The organism is Saccharibacillus brassicae (assembly GCF_006542275.1).
GTDB lineage: Bacteria > Bacillota > Bacilli > Paenibacillales > Paenibacillaceae > Saccharibacillus > Saccharibacillus brassicae.
In genome coordinates, this window is sequence record NZ_CP041217.1 from 342707 (window position 1) to 359397 (window position 16691).

Sequence of the window (16691 nt, forward strand, 5' to 3'; positions counted from 1 at the left end):
CTCTAAAACCTTATCCTTATGATTTACCCAAAAAGCGGTGCTTTCTATCCGAATCGGACCGGGCAAAATCAAATAAATCGGGGTCGTGTCCCGCTCAAAGCACAGGCGGCTCGGCGACCTAAATGATAACACAATTTTCCGGTCCGTTTCCCGGTCCGTTCACCCTCACGGCATTGCGGTCCGTCGTTTTAATTTTTTTGTAGAAAAATGTCGTTTTTTGTTTCCTTTACGTAAAAATCCGCTATAGTTAAGTCCATAGAAATAAGGACAACCGTCAACGTCGACGCCGTTAACGCTGGTTATTGCGGCATTGGACGTCCGTCCAGAAGGAGGAGCCCATGAAACGAATCAAACCTTCCGCACCCGCCGGCGCTGCACTTTCCGCAGACCGGGGAGCTTATGTCCCCCCGGCCCCGACCGAAGAACAACTATCGAACCTTCCCCTCCAATACGTGCCGCCGCTTATACGCGAGATGAACGAGTCGGCCAAACGCAAATGGGCGCAGTCCCTTCAATTTCCGTTTGCGCGCCGCGGCACCCGCAAGTGGCCGGAAGCGCTGTTCGCCAAGTCGATGCTCGATCTGCTCGCGCAGGCCCGCAGCAGCCTGGAACTGCGCGGCAAGCTGTGTTCGGCCCTGCTGCCGGAGCTGCGCCCGCTGCTGACGGCCGAAAATCCTGCGTTCAGCGCAGAACGGTTCGACGAAGATCCGGGAAGCTGGACGCAGAAGTACGGCAAATGGCATCTGTATTGGGCGCTGTATTTCCAGACGCCTGCGCAGGGTGAAGGCTCCGGCGCAGAAGAAGCGCAGCGGCGCCTGGAGCGGCTCGCTTCCAGCGAAATGCCTTCTTCTCCGCCAGCGACGGCAGGTCCCGAAGTTCGGGAAGCCCGGCCGGAACTCCCGGTGTCGGGCAGCCGCGCCGAAGCGGCCGAACAGCGCCGGATCGACAAGCTGAACCGGCGCATCGAAGCGCTGGAACAGCGCTGCCGCAAAGACGAAGAGCGGGCGCGCCTCGCGGAAAAAGACGCGGCCGAGCTGCGCCGCGCCGCAGCCCGCGAACAAGAACGGTCCGCCCGGCTCGAGCAGGAACTCGAAGCCGAGCGGCGGCTCGTCGGCCGCCTGGCCGAAGAACGCGAAGCGGCGGCCGCCAAATCGGCCGAACTGAAGCGCCAGCACAAGCAGGAGCGCAGCCGCTTCGAAGAAGAGCTGGCCGAAGCTCGGCGCAGCGCCCGCGCGGCGGCGATCCGCGAAGCGCAGGCCGTCGCCGATGCCGAGCGCGGCCGCGGCGCGGCGGAAGATAGCGCGGTGGGCGGCAGCGATCGGGCCGCCGGCTCCGGCGGCGGGGCGGACCGCCGCGCGGATTCGGGCGTGGACGGGCCGGACGGCGGCGGCTTCGCGGCGCCGCGCGAGAGCGAACCGGAGGAGACCTTCCGCCGGTTCGACGAGCTGCTGCGGCGCGACCTGCGCGAAGCGGGCGCGGCGCTGCCCGGCGGCGGCCCGGGCGACCTGGAGGCGCGGACGCATCTGCGCCGCGCGCTCGACCTGCTCGATGCGGTCGACGCGTACGCCGCCGGACGCCGCATGCTTGGCGGCGATCCGGCGGCCCTGCCGGGCGAAGCCGGCACGCTCCGGGCGGACGACGCCGGAGCGCCGCGGCCCGGCGCGGAGCGGGCCGCAGGCGGCGACGCGGCGCAAGCTGGCGCAGCGGCGGCGCCTGCGGAGGAGGCGGCGCTGCCGGCGAGCGAAGCTGCCGGCGATGACGCGCCTGCGCTGCCGGACGCGGCGAAACCGGCCGAAGACGCCGGGATCGGCGGCTTGTTCCATCGCCGGGACCACGGCGGCTATATCGTGCTGGACAACGGCGAGACGTTCAATATTACCGAATCGATGGTGTACAAGCACCAGCTTCAGCACGAAGCCGAAGTGCGGTGCATGCCGCGCGAAGACGGGCACGGCGGCACGCAGTACGAGATCGAGCTGCTGTTCCAGGGAGACGACACGTTCTCGCCGGTCCGGCAGTACAACGGCTACGTCGAACTCGGCGAACATGAGATCTGGTACGCGGTCGATATGAACGATGCGGACCGCCGTTATCCGATCCATGCCAAAGACCTCGATATCCAGCGTCCGGTCGACGGAGCGCCGTGTATCTTCAACGTCGGCGAAGAAGAATCCGTCGCCCGCCTCGCGCGGGTGTACCGCGACTTCTCCGACCAGGAGACACTGCCGCGGCCGTCCGGCGCCGGAACCCGGCAGCCTTCCCCGTCCGCCAAGACGAGAAAAGAAGGACGCAAAAAAAAGCCCGAGCCTTATCTGGAAGGCTGCACCGTCGTCGTGCTGGGCGGTCAGCGCAAATGGTTCGAAGACGTCGTCGTCGAGAGCGGCGCCGCTTACGTGCACGAGAACGGCGAACGGCCCGATCTGGTCGCTTCGGACCTGCGGCGCGCCCAGGCGCTGTTCCTGCTGATTACGTCCACGTCGCACCGCGCGTCCTGGGAAGGGATCGAACTGGCGAAAGCGTCCGGCGTTCCGTACTTTATTATTCAAGGCTCGAAATCGAACCTGCGGAGCATGCTGTGGGACAACCGCGAAGAGATCCGGCAGGCCAACCGCGGCGAGGGCAAACCGTCCTGAATAGGCCGGCGCCGCGCGTCTTATAGCGAAAATGGCGAATCGCCAGCCACCCCCCCGCTTTTCCGTTCGAATCGCATGCCGAAAAAGCTCCGTCCCGCGCGGGATCGATTTCTCGATCCGCGCAGGGCGGAGCTTTTCTGTTGTCGCGTTAACCCGCATGCGCCGTCATTCATCAGCGTTCATCCGCATGCGTCGTCGTTCGTCATCGTTTATCGCCATCCGCCGGTCGCGTTCTACTGTCTGCGGTTCGTTACCGGCGTTCGGGCCGATTTCTCCCGGCATGGTCGTTCCGGCAGGCCGCGTCAGCCGGCCCGCCGAGCCAATTCGGTCTAATCCGGTCCGCTTCCGATCCGGTTCGCTTCCAATCCGGGTCCGCTTCCGATCCGGTTCGCTTCCAATCCGGGTCCGCTTCCGATCCGCTCCGGGTCCGGTCCGGCGAGTCCTAGGCGTGTACCCGGACTTCGGTAGGCGTCGGCGCGTACTCGCGGTACGACAGGCCGATATGCGCGGCATCCAGCGGCCGGCGTTCGATGATCGCTTTGCGTTTGGCTTTGAGCACGATCTGCTCGATGTCCGCGAAGCTGCAGCCGCACAGCAGCCGGCACGCTTCGGCTTCCGCTTCCTGCGCGCAGCCGAATTCGCCGATCAGCAGCCGGATATAATGGCGCCGGTCCTGCTCGTCCGGAAGCTGGTACGTCATGCGGGTATCGAACCGGCGCCAGATCGCGGGATCGAGTTCGGTCGCGAGATTGGTCGCCGCCATGAAGATGCTTACGTCGCCGAACTCGTCGAGACATTGCAGCAGCGTATTGACCGCCCGCGCCATCTCTTTGACTTCGTCGCCGCTCTCGCGGGTGCGGGCCACGGCGTCGAATTCGTCGAGGAACAGCACGCACGGAACGGTTCGCGCGTAATCGAATATTTTGCGAATATTGCTGCCCGTCTCGCCCAAATGGCTGTGGATCAACGAATCGAGCCGAACGACGATCAGCGGCAGTTCAAGCGAAGCGGCCACGTGAAAAGCGGTCAGCGTCTTGCCTGTGCCCGGAGGCCCGTACATGACGACTTTATTCGGAATCGGCACCTCGTGCCGGTCAAATTCTTCTCGCATGCCGAGAATCGTCATAAACTCTTCCACGATCCGGCGGTTGCGCTCCGGCAGTACCAGATGCTTGACTTTGCGCATGCAGTCTTTCACTTCGTAAACGGTCGCCATCTCGGTCCCTTTGGACTTCGGCAGACGCGCGGTCATTGCGGATTTCCCCATTGCTTCCAAACTCCTCTCCATGCCTGGCCGTGCTTATATGCAAAATGCCGAATGTCCCTCGTTAATAGTAATCTTTACTATTTAACTACGGATCACGGCTTCTGTCAACGCACGGCGAAAAGAGACAGAGTCCGGCCGGAGATACGTATGCAGGCTGCGATCCCGGACCACGACCAGACGGTCGCAGGCGGCTTGCATCCACTCGAAGTCGTGGGTAATGACCAAAATGGCGGTGCCGCCCGCCGCGATGTCCCGCAGCAGACGGATGACCTGATACATGTTCCGGCCGTCCAGCCCGGAGGTCGGTTCGTCCAGCACAAGCACGTCCGGCCGGTTCATGATGCCCGCCGCCAGAGCGAGCCGCTGCTTCTGCCCGCCGGACAGCGCAAGCGGATGACGCTCGCGCAGTTCCCACAGACCCAACTCGCGCAGCAGGCGTTCCGCCAGCGCCGGCGCTTCGGGATCTTTTTCCCGCGTAAGCAGCAGTTCGCCCCGGACACTGTCCGCGAACAGCTGGCACTCGCTATCTTGCATAACGAACCCGACCCGGCCCAATCGCTTCGAAGCGCGCAGGCGTTCGCCGGACAACGACACCGATCCTTCGCGTTCGCGGATCAACCCGGACAGCGTTTTGGCCAACGTCGATTTGCCGGCGCCGTTCGGACCGGTCAAAGCGGTAATCTCGCCGGGACGCAGTACCAACTCCACGTTGTCCAGCATGTTTCGCGCCGAGTGCCGCCCACCGAGCGAGACGCCGAGATTGACGGCCGTCAGGCGGTCCGGTCGTCCAACGCCGGATTCGGCATCCGGCATACGCTCGCCGCCTGCGGGATCAAGTTCCAGGCGGGGCGAGCGCAGACCGAAGTGTTCCAGTTCCGCGGCGCTCAACGACAGCAGCTGCTGCGGCGTCCACTCCGCGCGGATACTCCCTGCTTCCATGTAGACAATCCGGTCGGCGATCGGCAGCAGGTCGTGCAGCCGGTGTTCCGCGATCAGCAGCGTGCGGCCTTCCTGCTTGAGTTCCGCCAGCAGCCGCGACAATTGAAGCGAAGCGGAGCGATCCAGATTCGCCGAAGGCTCGTCCAATACGTACAATTCCGGACCGGGCAGACTGGCCGCCGCGAAAGCGACTTTCTGCTTCTCTCCGCCCGACAGCGTCTGCACGTTCGCTTCCAACTGCCCGCCGATCCCAAGCCTGCCGGCCAACCTGTCCAAGCGGCTCCGAATCTCTTCCGGTTCCATCCCGAGGTTCTCCCCGCCGAACGCGATCTCGTCCCGCACCACCGCATTGAAAAATTGGCTGCGCGAGTCCTGAAAGATGCTACCGGCGATTTGGCTGAATTCCCAGCTCTCCATCCCGGCGGTCGAACGGCCGAACAGTTCCATATCCCCGGTCAGCTGCCCTTCGTAAAAATGGGGAATCAGTCCGTTGAACAATCGGATCAACGTCGATTTCCCGCTGCCCGACGGCCCCGTCAGCAGCACGCACTCGCCCCGATGCAGCGTGAAATCGATCTCCTTCAGCGGCGCTTCGGCTTCGTTGTAGCGAAAACCCACTCGGTTCAGCCGGGCCGCGATCGGTCTGCTGTTCATGACTCCTTCACCCTCCCATATTCCATGCCAAGCCCCACACCGACAAGCCCGCGATCGCAAGCAGCGCCGCGTAATCGAATCCGTTCATCCGGACGGCGTACACGCTGCTTCGCCGGCCGGGCGCTTCCATGCCCCGGATCGAAGCCGAAGCCGCCAGCTCGTCCGCGATCTTGAGGCTGCGCACCATCAGCGGCACGATCCGGTATTCGAACATCCGCAGCGGACGGCGCCAATTGGACAGCCGCCCCGCGGACAATCCGCGCAGGCGGACCGACGTCTGCACCGCTTCGTATTCCAGCCGCAGCATCGGAATGAACCGAAGTCCGACGACGAGCGCGATCAGCAGGCCGGGCGGCAGCTTCCACCGCTGCAGCGCCGCCATCAGCCGCCCGGCCGGAACCCGGCTGAGCGGATAGGCCGACAGCGCGACCGGAACGAGGCGCAGCAGCAATCCGAATATAAAAATCAGGAAGCCGGACAAGGTGCCCGGCGAGGCGGCGGCCGCTTGATGTCCGCCAAACAGCAGCGCGGCGACCGCCAAAAATCCGGCCCCCTGCCGGGCGTATCCCTGCAGGGCGGCATACGCGGCCAGCACGCCCGTCAGCAGCAGTGCGCCTAACGGCGGACAAAAAGCGACCGCAAGGCCCGCCGATCCGACCGCGATCAGCTGCGTGCGCGGATCGAGCTTGACGGTCCGATTCCGTCTTCTCGCACTCATTTGAGACTCCATGCTCCCGCCTCCTCCTGCAGTTTCCACAATCGGGCATACAGGCCGTTTTGCTCCACGAGTTCGTCATGCGTCCCCGATTCGCGCAGTTGGCCGTCGTCGAGAACGAGAATGCGATCCGCGCCGCGGATCGTTTTGAGGCGATGCGCGATCAGGATGACCGTCTTGCTTCGAACCAGCTCGTTGATCGCCTGCTGGACCGACTGTTCGTTCTCGGGATCAAGCGACGCGGTCGCTTCGTCGAGCAGTACGATCGGCGCGTCCTTGAGCAGCGCGCGGGCGATCGAGATGCGCTGCTTCTCCCCGCCGGACAGCGTCGAACCGCCTTCGCCGACCGGCGTGTCGTAGCCGTGCGGCAGCGCTTGGATAAACTCGTGGCAGCAGGCCCGGCGGGCCGCTTCCTCGATCTGCTCCTGGGTCGCTCCCGGGCGCCCGACGCCGATATTGCGCCCGATCGTGTCCCGGAACAGGTATACGTCCTGGAACACGACCGAAATATGTTCCAAGAGCCGCTCGGGATCGCAGTCCCGAATACGCTGCCCGCCGATCCGGATCTCGCCGCCGTCGACTTCCCAGAAGCGGGCGATCAGCCGGGTAACGGTGCTTTTGCCGCTCCCCGAAGGACCGACGAGAGCCGTAATCGTCCGGGGCGGGATCGTGAACGACAGATCGCGCAGCACCGGCTTCCCCGCTTCGTAGCCGAACCGGACGCGATCGAATTCGATCGTGCCCCGCTCCGCCGGCTGATCGCCCGGCAGCGGATTCTCGCGCCGGACGTCCATGATGCGGGCCGCGCTGAACGCCGAATACCGGATTTCGCCGTAATTCATCAGCACGACGGTCAGCGGTTCGAACACTTTGTTGCCCACGAGCAGGAAGAGCAGAAATGTCGGCAGCGTCAACGTCCCGCCGGCCAGCACGTACGTGCCGGTCACGATCATGAGCGTCATGCCCGAACGGGTCAGCAGCATCGCGCCCATGATCAGCGGCCCCATCACGCCTTCCAGACGGATCGACGCCCGCATAAGCGCGTCGAACGACAGGCGCAGACGTTCAAAACGCGCGCCGCCGACATGATGCGCCTTGATCTCCCGAATGCCGCCCAAATATTCCTGCAGACGGCTCGCCGCTTCGTTTTTGGCCCGGACGTGGTTGTCGCTCAGCCGAGCTTGCAGACGGTCGGTCAGCCACAGCAGCAGCAGGCCGATCGGCAGCGCCGCGAACAGCGCGATCGCCATGCGCCAGTCCAGAAACAGCAGCCCGCACAGCGCGAGCGTCGGCAGCATGACCGCGCTGATCAGCTGCGGCACGTTATGCGAAATCGTATGTTCGACCTGCGCGTAATCGCTGAGCAGCAGATTGGTGAGGTCCGCCGGGTCCCTTTTGCCGAAAAATCCGAGCGGAAGCCGGCGGAGATGTTCGGCCAGCTCCATCCGTCCCTGCGCCGCCGTCAGGTAAGCCGCTCGATACGTTTTGTCGTACAGCATGGAAAACGTCGCATATTCGATACCGATCCACACTAGCATAACGACGCAGACGATCCACATCCGGGCGAGGTCCAGCCCGGCCGCCGGATCGGCGAAAGACCGATACAGCGTGTTGAACAAATCGACCAGCAGGACGGCCGGCACGATTTTGACCAGACCGTCCAATACGGCCGAGAGCGCCGACGGCAGCAGCATTCTAGGTTGGCCCGCCGTCAGGTTATGCAAGTACGATTTCATCGTCTCCGTCCTCCTTCCGCTTCGCGCCGCCGATTTTCCAGTCGGAAGCCGCTCGGTGCGCCCGCCACATCCGCTCGTACAAGCCGCCCAGTCCGAGCAGCTCGTCGTGGCGGCCCCGCTCTGCAATCTGTCCGCCCCGGATGACGAGAATCTGCTCGGCTCCCCGAATCGTCGACAGGCGGTGCGCGATGACCAGCACGGTCTTGCCCCGGATCAGTTCGGCCAGCCCGCGCTGGATCTCATGCTCGTTCTCCGCGTCGGTATAGGCCGTCGCTTCGTCGAGCACCAAGATGGGCGCGTTCTTGAGCAGCGCGCGGGCGATCGCGATCCGCTGCGCTTCCCCGCCGGAGAGATAAGTGCCGTTTGCCCCGATCACGGTCCGATACCCGTCGTCCAGCCGCTCGATAAACGAATGGCAGCAGGCGATACGCGCCGCGTTCACGACGTCCGCGTGACTTGCGGCCTCGTTGCCCATCCGGATATTGGCTTCGATCGTGTCATAGAACAGGTGCACGTCCTGGAACACGAACGAGACCAGATCCATCAGCTGCTCGGTCCCGATCTCCCGGATCGGCACGCCTCCGATCGCGATCTCGCCGGACCGCACTTCCCAGAAGCGCAGCAGCAGGTTCGCGATCGTCGATTTGCCGCCGCCCGACGGACCGACAAGCGCGGTCATCTCGCCGCTTCGGGCCGTAAAGCCGATGCGGTCCAGCACCGGCCGGCCAGCCGGCGCGCCGGGCTGCGCATAGTCGAATACCACGTTGTCGAACGTAATGTCGTACGTCGACGGACGTCTCGGCGCCTCCGGTTCCGCGACGATCGGCTCGTTGAACACCGCTTGAATACGGCGAACCCCTTCCGACACTTCGCGCAGTCCGCTGCCGACGTACATCAGCTTCACAAGCGGCGCGGACAAGCTCGGCGACACGAGCAGGAACAAAATAAAAGTAATGGCAAACGCCTGGTCGCCCGGATGCCGCCCCAGCAGCAGCACGCCGATCGGCACGGCAAACGTGAACAACGAACCCATCAGCACCGCGAACAGGCTGTACGCTCCTTTGAACAGGTCCGTAATGTCGAGCGAAATCTTCCGATACCGATCCACCGCCTGGCGAAACGTCAAAAAAGAAGCGGCCGTAATCCCGAAGATTTTGACGGCGGGCATGCCGCGCACATATTCGACCGCCGTCGCGTTCATCTCTTCCCCGGCGTGCTGAAAATCCCGGTAATGCCCCTGGGCGTCCGCGCTGCCGTACATACGGGCCTGGATCGCAAGCCCGATTCCGATCGGCACGCACAGAATGAGCGCCATCCGCCAGTCCAGCACGAACAAATAGCCGATCAGCACAAGCGGCAGCGCGACGGCGCTCACCGTATCGGGCAGCTGGTGCGCGATAAATTTCTCGATCTTTTCGACCGCCACTTCGATAATTTTTTTGAGTTCGCCGGAAGGGGTGCGCACATGGTACCCCATCGACACTTTCGCCACGTGTTCGGACAGCCGCACCCTGAGCGCGTACAAGATCCGGAACGCCGCAATATGCGAACACATCGCTCCCGCGTACAAAGCGGCCAACGCAGCCGCGAGCGCGGCCAGCGCCGCAAATCCCAAGCGCGTCAGCGCCGGACCGTCCAGCGCTTCCGGCTGGCCGGCGGCGCGGAACACCTGATCGACGATCCGGTACACCACGATAAACGGAACGATTTGCAGCAGGCCGGACACGATCGACAGCAAGCTCGCCGCGATCAGCAGTCCTTTGCGGCTGCCGGCCAGATCAAGCAGAACGGACAATTCCGATTTGCTGCGCATAGAGCTCGAACCTCCTCTCCAATCGCCGCGGCGCTCAACGGATAAGCCCCGATTTGATGAAGTGTTTGCGCAGCAGGCGTCTGCCCAGCACGCTACCGAGCAGCACCATGACGAACGAGAACGCCATGCTGCCGATCATCCATACGGGCGAATAGGCAAATCCGACCATAAGCGCAAGCGTATCCGGCGCGAACATGTCGGCAAGCGCCGCTCCGCTGTACACGTAGATCATGACGAACGAACCCATGCCGTAGACGACTCCGTACGCCCCGAACGCGGCGGCCTGGCGGATAAAGCTCCGGTAAGCCGCTTGGCCTCCGCCAAGCAGCGCCAACTCGCCGACGATTCCCGCACAAGCCATAAAAGGCAGCATAAACGGCACACCCATCAGCGTGTAGAAAAGACCGGTGACGATCGCGAACAGCAGCAGAACGCCGCGTTTGCCGATTTTGATCGCCATCACCTGGTACACAACCGTCGAGAACAGCAGACAGATACCGCCGATCAGCGGCATGGCCGTAAGCCCCAGAAACGGCATGGCAGCCATCCCCACGACCGCATTGACGATATAGATCAAAATGGAGAAGACCCCGATCAAAATATAATCCCTGGTCAACAGTGCCGTACGTCCCGCGTTCAAATCCGCAGCTTTTTGCATTTTGCATCCCCCTCTGAGAAAAATAATCATTACGATTAAAAACAGGCAGTACGTCAGCCTTGTCCGCTCTGCCCGCTCTCGCATGAATGTTATTTTCGCATGGGGTACACGGCCGCGCGACCCAAAACGGGAGGAAAACGACCTCAATCGGGATTTTCTCGCCGCCATCCGATGCTTAGCGTTCCAACGCTTTTTGCCGGGCCAAAAAGCTCGAAGGCGCTTCGCCATATTTTTCCCGGAATTTTTGCGCAAAATGGCTCGGTTTGCCGAAGCCTGCGCTCAACGCGGCCTCCGTCACATTCATGCGCCCCGTATACAGCAGCCGATACGCTTCTTCCAGGCGTCGTTCGATCACGTACGCGTGAATCGAGCTGCCGAACAGCTGCTTGAAGCCGCGCTTCAATTTGAACTCGTTCAACGACACGAGCCGCGACAATTCGCGAATGCCGGGCGTATCCGTCAACCGGGCGTCAAGAATGTCCCGGGCTTTGCCGAGCGCTTCCCGTTCCGTTCGGGACCAGCCGGAAGCAGCCGGTGCGCGCATCGACGTCTCGTGGATATAGACCGACGCCAACTCGATCGCTTTGCCTTCCAGATACAACCGCTTCAAATCTCCCGCGTACGTGCAGCCCGCCATGTCCGACACGATTCGGCGGATCGACGGGGACAGACCTTCTTTGCGAAATACGGGTCCTGCGAAAAGAGAGCTGCCCGGCAGCGACGTACCGCCCGCTTCCTGCAGCCTGTCCACGAAGGAACGGTCCATGCTCAGGCAAAGCCCCCGGTACGTTTTGCCCGCTTCGTAGCCGCCCGTGCTGTCGAAGCCGCCCGCGCCGGAGATCAGCATCTCTGCTTCGTTGAGGCGGTAAGACACGCTGCCCTGCGGTCCCTGCGTCGACCATTCCACTTCTTCCCCGAGACAAAAACTCCAGCTGATCCCGGGATCGTATTCCCGGCTGCGCATGACGATGGCCCGGTCGAACGTCATGTGGCACGCGCGAAGTTCGAGCGAAGCGTTCAACCTCGACTTTTCGAACGCGCCCAGCCCGACGTCAGAGGCAAGGTCCGCGCTTGCCGAAGGCGACGATCCCGAGCGGTACATCCGGTTCAACGACTCGCTGATCCCGCATGCCGATTCATGAATATTGCTGACCACGAATGCGGCCGGCTGCACAATGGTAGTCATATGGACTCTCCTTCTTTCTCAGCGTCTCGCCTTTGATAATGATTCTCAGTATAGCACAAAAAAAGGCCCTGCCCGAGGCCTTTTCTTCCGGTATTCCACTTAGCTACTTCCGCCCGGCCCGTTCTCCGCGGCAGCCGCGCCCGAACGCGGCTGCATCGAGCGGCCGTTAAGCAGCGCGACGACGGCGGCGATCAGCGCGAGTCCCGTGCAGCAGCCGAACACCGCCGGATACGAGAAATACTGCGCGACCGCGCCCAGCGCCAGTCCCCCGAGCGAGAAACCCAGATCGTACGCCGACATGAACAGACCCATCAGCGTATACCGGGATCGGGCCGGCAGGGCAAACGACAGATACGTCGTCAGCGCCGGATACAGAAACGCCAGCGCGATCCCGTTGAAGGCGGCCGAGACGTACAGCAGCAGCCCGAAAGTCTGCGGCATCGCCAGCATCTGCGTGCCCGCCGCCGAACAGAGCAGCAGCCCGGCGATCAGCGCGGTGCCGAAGCGTCCGTCCGAAGGGATTTTTTTGCGAAACACGAACCTGCACAGCACGACGACGGCGCCCTGCAGCGCCAGGTACAAGCCCGCGCTGCCGATGCCCGAAGAGATCATGTACAGCGGCAAGAACGTCGCCAGCGCGCCGAACACGCACGACACCAGCAGCATGATCAGCGTGCTGACGCCGAGCGCGCGGCTGCGCCGGATCTCGCCGAACGAGCCGAGCATGCCGCGCAGCGTGTACGTCGACCGCTGCCCGGACGCGCCGGGCAGCGGTAGCGCGAAGCCCGAGCAGACCGCCGCCGCGGCCAGCAGCACCATGACTCCGCCGAAGCCGAAGCTGCCGCCCCGCTCCCACAGTTCCACCGCAAGCAGCGGACCGGCCAGCGAAGGCAGCATCGTCGAGAGCGTGTAGAGCGACAATCCCTGCCCGCGATCGCGATCGGCCAGCTTCTCCACGATGCCCGCCTGCATCGCCATGGAGAAGAAAGCGGTCACCGCGCCCTGCATCGCCCGCAGCCAGACATATCCGCCGATGTCCGAGACCGCGAACAGCAGCAGCGTGAGCGCATGCGCCGCCAGCAGTCCGCGCATGACCGCAAGCGGGCCGAACCGGCCGATCCACTGTCCCGCGAGCGGGCGCAGCAGCATGCAGGTCAGCATATACGTGCTCATCATCAGGCCGATCGCGCCCGATTCCAGCCCGGCCTGCGCGCCGCGCAGCGGAAGCACGACGGTCAGCACCGAATTTGCGAAAAAGAATACGAAAGACAGTCCGTACAGACGGATAAAAGCCGCCGAAGCGGGCCCGGTGCGGCTCAATGCCGATCCTCCCCGGTCACGCCCGGTAAGCGACTTGGCCGTTCACGACGGTCATGAGCGCCCGGGCTTGCGTCAGCTCGTTTTCGCCGGCGGCAATATCGCGGTTCAGCACGGTAAAATCGGCCGCGAAGCCCGGCCGGATCTGTCCGCGCTCGTTCTCTTCGGCCGCCGCGAGCGCGCTGCCTTCGGTGAACAGCCACAGCGCGCGTTCCAGGCTCAGCCGCTCCTGCGGCAGATAGCCTTCCGCCGGCTCCAGGCTGCCGGGGCGGCGCCGGGCCACGGCCGCGTGCAGCCCGAGCAGCGGGTTAAGCGGCTCGATCGGCGCGTCGCTGCCTCCGGCGCAGATCACGCCCGCGTCCATCATTTTTTTCCACGCGTACAAATAGTCGGTCCGCTCCGGTCCGACGCGTTCCAGCACCCACGGAAAATCGCTGATGACGAAGCGCGGCTGAATGTCCGCGATCAGCTGCAGCTTCGTCATCCGCTCCAGCAGCGAAGCATCGAGCACCTGCGCATGGATAAAGCGGTCCGGCAGCGAAGTGATCCCCGCAAGCGGATAAGCTTCCATCGCGCCGAGCGTCAGACCCGCCGCGCCGTCGCCGATCGCATGCACGGCAATCGGAAAACCGAGCGACCGTGCCCGGGCCGTAATCCCGTGCAGCCGCTCCCGCGGATGGATCGCCATGCCCATCGTGGACGGCGCGTCATGGTACGGCGCGTTAAGCAGCGCCGTCCGCCCGCCGATCGCTCCGTCGGAGAAAATCTTCGCCGCTCCGATGCGCAGCCATTCGTCGCCGTCGCCCGCTCTCAGCCCGAGCGCTTCCGCTTCGTCCAGATACTCGTGGAACACAAGCTGATGCGAGCGGAAGCGCAGACCTTCTTCGCGCAGCTCGCGGTGAATACGACGCATGACGTCGATTCCGCCGAGATAGCGCAAATCTTCCGTATGCGCCGCCGTCAATCCCAGACTGAGCGCATATTCGCAGGCCCGGCGGATCGCCGCTTTTTTGGCTGCGTAATCCGGCTCCGGCTGCACGGCCGTCAGCAGCTTGGACGCTTCTTCGTAGATCCAGCCGTTGAGCTCGCCGGATTCGTTTCGTCCCAGCGCGCCGGACGGCGGATCGGGCGTGTCCGCGGTAACGCCCGCGCGCCGGAACGCTTCGCGGTTGGCGAGAAAAGCGTGGAAGCACGTGCGCGTCAAATAGAGCGGGCGGCTGCCCGCCGCTTCGTCCAGTTCGTCGAGCGTCGGAGCCTCGGCCGGCGAGAAGGCGTTCTCGTTCCAGTTCAGCCCGAAGATCCACTCCCCGTCCGGCGTCTTCGCCGCGCGTTCGCGCACCTGCCACAGCATCTGCTCTTTGGACGCCGTCTCCGAAAAGTCCAGCGCTTCGAGCTTCACGCCCTGCATCGACAAATGCATATGCGAATCCGTCAGGCCGGGCAGCACGTGCGCCCCCGCCCAATCGACGACTTCGTGCGGCCGGCCCGACAGCTGAAGCGCAAGCTCCGCCGAAGTGCCGATCGCCCGGATCATGCCGTTCTCCGCATAGACCGCGTCCGCTCCGCTTGGCGAAGCGCCAAGGCCGATCCGGCCGTTTTTGAACAAGGTTCCCTGATACTGCTGCTCTGTCATAGGCTTCTTCCTCTCTTGATCCGTTTGCCGATCGGCTGTGCCGCTGCCCGATTCGGTTCTTGTCCAAGTCTATCATATGCGCACGAACCCGGCACCGGTCTCCAAGGGCGGGACATTCGCGGCAGGCTGCTGCGCAGGGCGTTCACGGAAGACGTTTACAAAAAGCATCTTCGTTTTTGACACCCGGCATACATTCCGTCTTTACAATGGCAGAAGTCTGCGGGCTTTTTACCGGTATCCGCGGAACTTTTTACATAGTTAGGCAGCTTGACACGGACAGTGATACGGGCAGTATGGAAAAAAACCGTTCGCAAGCTTGTCCTTCATTTTACTTCATCTCATCTCATCTCACCCAGACCTTGGACCGAAAAAGGAGCCTGTACATGAAAAGAAAACGCCGTACCCCAACGCTGTCCCGAAAAATCCGCCGCTTCCTGCTGGGAGTCGGCACGCTTACGCTCGCTTCCGGCGTCCTGACGCTAAGCGCCGGCGAACTGCGCGCCGCCGAAGCGGACACCCCGGTGCAGCTGCGCACCGCCGTGCAGAACATGCTCGGCACCGCCGAATGGAACGCGGCCGCGGGCCGCGTGGACATTCGCTCGGCGGGAGTTGCCGCGGCGCTCAAGCTCGGCGGCACGTCGATGACGCTGAACGGCCAGAGCATCAAGCTGGATGCGGCGCCTTACGCCGAGAAAGGCCGGGTATACGTCTCGCCGGCGACGCTGAAGGCGCTGCAGGGCGCGGCGGCCGCAGCCCAGAACCGGACCGGGTTCGCCCTGAGCGCTTCGTTCCAGATGCCGTCCGGCAAAGCGGAGATCGCAGCGTCCACGCCTGACGGACAACGCTTAATCGTGACGGAAGCGGATCAGGGCAGTATCGGCGTGCTGAATATCTCCGATATCGGCCGGACTTCGCTGATCCAAAGCGTGAGCTTCAAATCGCTGTCCAAAGACGCGGAAGTGACGAGCGTCGCGGTGACGCCGGACGGCAAATACGCGCTGGCCGCCGTGCGCGGCGGCGATACGATGCAGCTTGCGAATCCCGGCTTCCTGGCCATCGTTGACCTGAAAACGTACCGGATCGCCAAGACGTACCCGCTCGGTATCGGACCGGATTCGATCGCCGTTTCGCCGGACGGCACCTATGCCGTGATCGCGATCGAGGACGAAGAACTCGATCCCAAGACGGACGAATTCGATTATCCGAACGCCAAGCGGCCGGGCAGCATATCCGTGCTGGAATTCGCCGGCGGCGACGCGCTGAGCGGTACGCTGACCGATCTGCCGGTCGACCTGAGCGCCGTGCCGGGCACCGTCTATCCGCACGAACCCCAGCCGGAGTACGTCGCGATCGATCCAGGCGGCAAGCTGGCCGCAGTAACGCTGCAGGAAAACAACGCCGTCGCTCTGGTCGACCTCGCCGCCAAAAAAGTGACGAAAGTGTTCGCTCTCGGCACGACCCGGCATGCCGCCGATCTCGAAGACGACGGCGTCGTCTCGTTCTCCGGCACGCTGACCGGACGTTTCGAGCCGGACGGCATCGCCTTCACGCCGGACGGGCGGCATCTCATTACCGCCAACGAAGGCGATCTCGGCAGCAACGAGTTCAAAGACGGCGTAAGCGCCGGCGGTCGGGGCATCGCCGTATGGGACCTCGACGGCAAGCTGGTCTACGACAGCTTGAATCGGGTCGATGCAGCCGCGGCTGCGGCCGGCCTCTACCCCGACGACCGCAGCGGGAAAAAAGGCAGCGAGGTGGAAAACCTCACAACGTCCATCGTGAACGGACGTTCCCTGCTCGCCGTCGCCGCGGAACGCGCGGACGCCGTCCTCTTTTTCGATATCGCGGACGCCGCGAAGCCGAAATATCTGGGCCTGATCCCGACCGCCGGCAAATCGCCGGAAGGCATCCACCGCGTCAGCGGCCGCGACCTGTTCGTCAGCGCCGACGAAAGCACCGGCACGATCAGCTTCTACGCGCCGACCGGCCGCTGAGCGGTGCGGTCGGGAGCGGTTGGCCGCTAAGCGGATCGATCAGTTGCTGAGCGGGGCGGTTGGTCGCGGAGCGGGGCGGTCAGTCGCTGAGCGGGGCGGTTGGACGCTGAGCGGAGCGGTCGGACGCGGAGCGGGGCGGTCAGTCG

At 63.6% G+C, this 16691-nt stretch carries 11 protein-coding genes; 2 read left to right on the forward strand and 9 right to left on the reverse strand.

Annotation, left to right across the window (positions count from 1 at the left end; translation table 11 throughout):
• The first annotated feature begins 338 nt into the window (after positions 1-338).
• Positions 339-2633, forward strand: coding sequence for a DUF2325 domain-containing protein (locus tag FFV09_RS01470; protein ID WP_141446033.1), 2295 nt, complete (start codon positions 339-341; stop codon positions 2631-2633).
• 442 nt (positions 2634-3075) lie between these two features.
• On the opposite strand, the gene FFV09_RS01475 is transcribed toward FFV09_RS01470, so the two are convergent.
• The 9 genes from FFV09_RS01475 to FFV09_RS01515 all read right to left on the reverse strand — a co-directional run bounded on the left by FFV09_RS01475 (position 3076) and on the right by FFV09_RS01515 (position 14551).
• The gene (locus FFV09_RS01475; RefSeq protein WP_141446034.1) at positions 3076-3900 is read right to left on the reverse strand and encodes an AAA family ATPase; all 825 of its coding nucleotides are present in this window, start codon (positions 3898-3900) and stop codon (positions 3076-3078) included.
• An 81-nt stretch (positions 3901-3981) separates the two neighbouring features.
• A complete protein-coding gene (locus FFV09_RS01480) occupies positions 3982-5493 on the reverse strand; it encodes an ABC transporter ATP-binding protein (protein ID WP_141446035.1) in 1512 nt (503 codons plus the stop codon).
• 7 nt (positions 5494-5500) lie between these two features.
• Positions 5501-6223: an energy-coupling factor transporter transmembrane component T gene (locus FFV09_RS01485; protein ID WP_141446036.1), complete on the reverse strand. Its 723-nt coding sequence runs from the start codon at positions 6221-6223 to the stop codon at positions 5501-5503.
• Complete coding sequence (locus FFV09_RS01490) at positions 6208-7944, reverse strand: ABC transporter ATP-binding protein (RefSeq protein ID WP_141446037.1); 1737 nt, start codon at positions 7942-7944, stop codon at positions 6208-6210. Before FFV09_RS01490 ends, FFV09_RS01485 begins: the two co-directional genes overlap by 16 nt.
• Positions 7925-9757, reverse strand: coding sequence for an ABC transporter ATP-binding protein (locus FFV09_RS01495; protein WP_141446038.1), 1833 nt, complete (start codon positions 9755-9757; stop codon positions 7925-7927). The genes FFV09_RS01490 and FFV09_RS01495 overlap by 20 nt, the downstream gene beginning before the upstream one ends.
• Before the next feature lie 34 nt (positions 9758-9791).
• Positions 9792-10415 (reverse strand): MptD family putative ECF transporter S component, encoded by a 624-nt coding sequence (locus FFV09_RS01500; RefSeq protein WP_141446039.1) that lies wholly within the window; start codon positions 10413-10415, stop codon positions 9792-9794.
• Positions 10416-10590: 175 nt separating this feature from the next.
• On the reverse strand, positions 10591-11601 hold the full coding sequence (locus FFV09_RS01505) for a helix-turn-helix domain-containing protein (RefSeq protein ID WP_141446040.1): 1011 nt from the start codon (positions 11599-11601) through the stop codon (positions 10591-10593).
• A gap of 99 nt (positions 11602-11700) precedes the next feature.
• Positions 11701-12921, reverse strand: a complete 1221-nt coding sequence (gene cntE, locus FFV09_RS01510; RefSeq protein ID WP_141446041.1) for a staphylopine family metallophore export MFS transporter CntE — start codon at positions 12919-12921, stop codon at positions 11701-11703.
• A 16-nt stretch (positions 12922-12937) separates the two neighbouring features.
• Positions 12938-14551, reverse strand: coding sequence for an amidohydrolase (locus FFV09_RS01515; protein ID WP_141446042.1), 1614 nt, complete (start codon positions 14549-14551; stop codon positions 12938-12940).
• 383 nt (positions 14552-14934) lie between these two features.
• Here FFV09_RS01515 and FFV09_RS01520 point away from each other — a divergent pair, with 383 nt between their 5' ends.
• Positions 14935-16545 (forward strand): choice-of-anchor I domain-containing protein, encoded by a 1611-nt coding sequence (locus tag FFV09_RS01520; protein ID WP_141446043.1) that lies wholly within the window; start codon positions 14935-14937, stop codon positions 16543-16545.
• Positions 16546-16691: the final 146 nt, after the last annotated feature.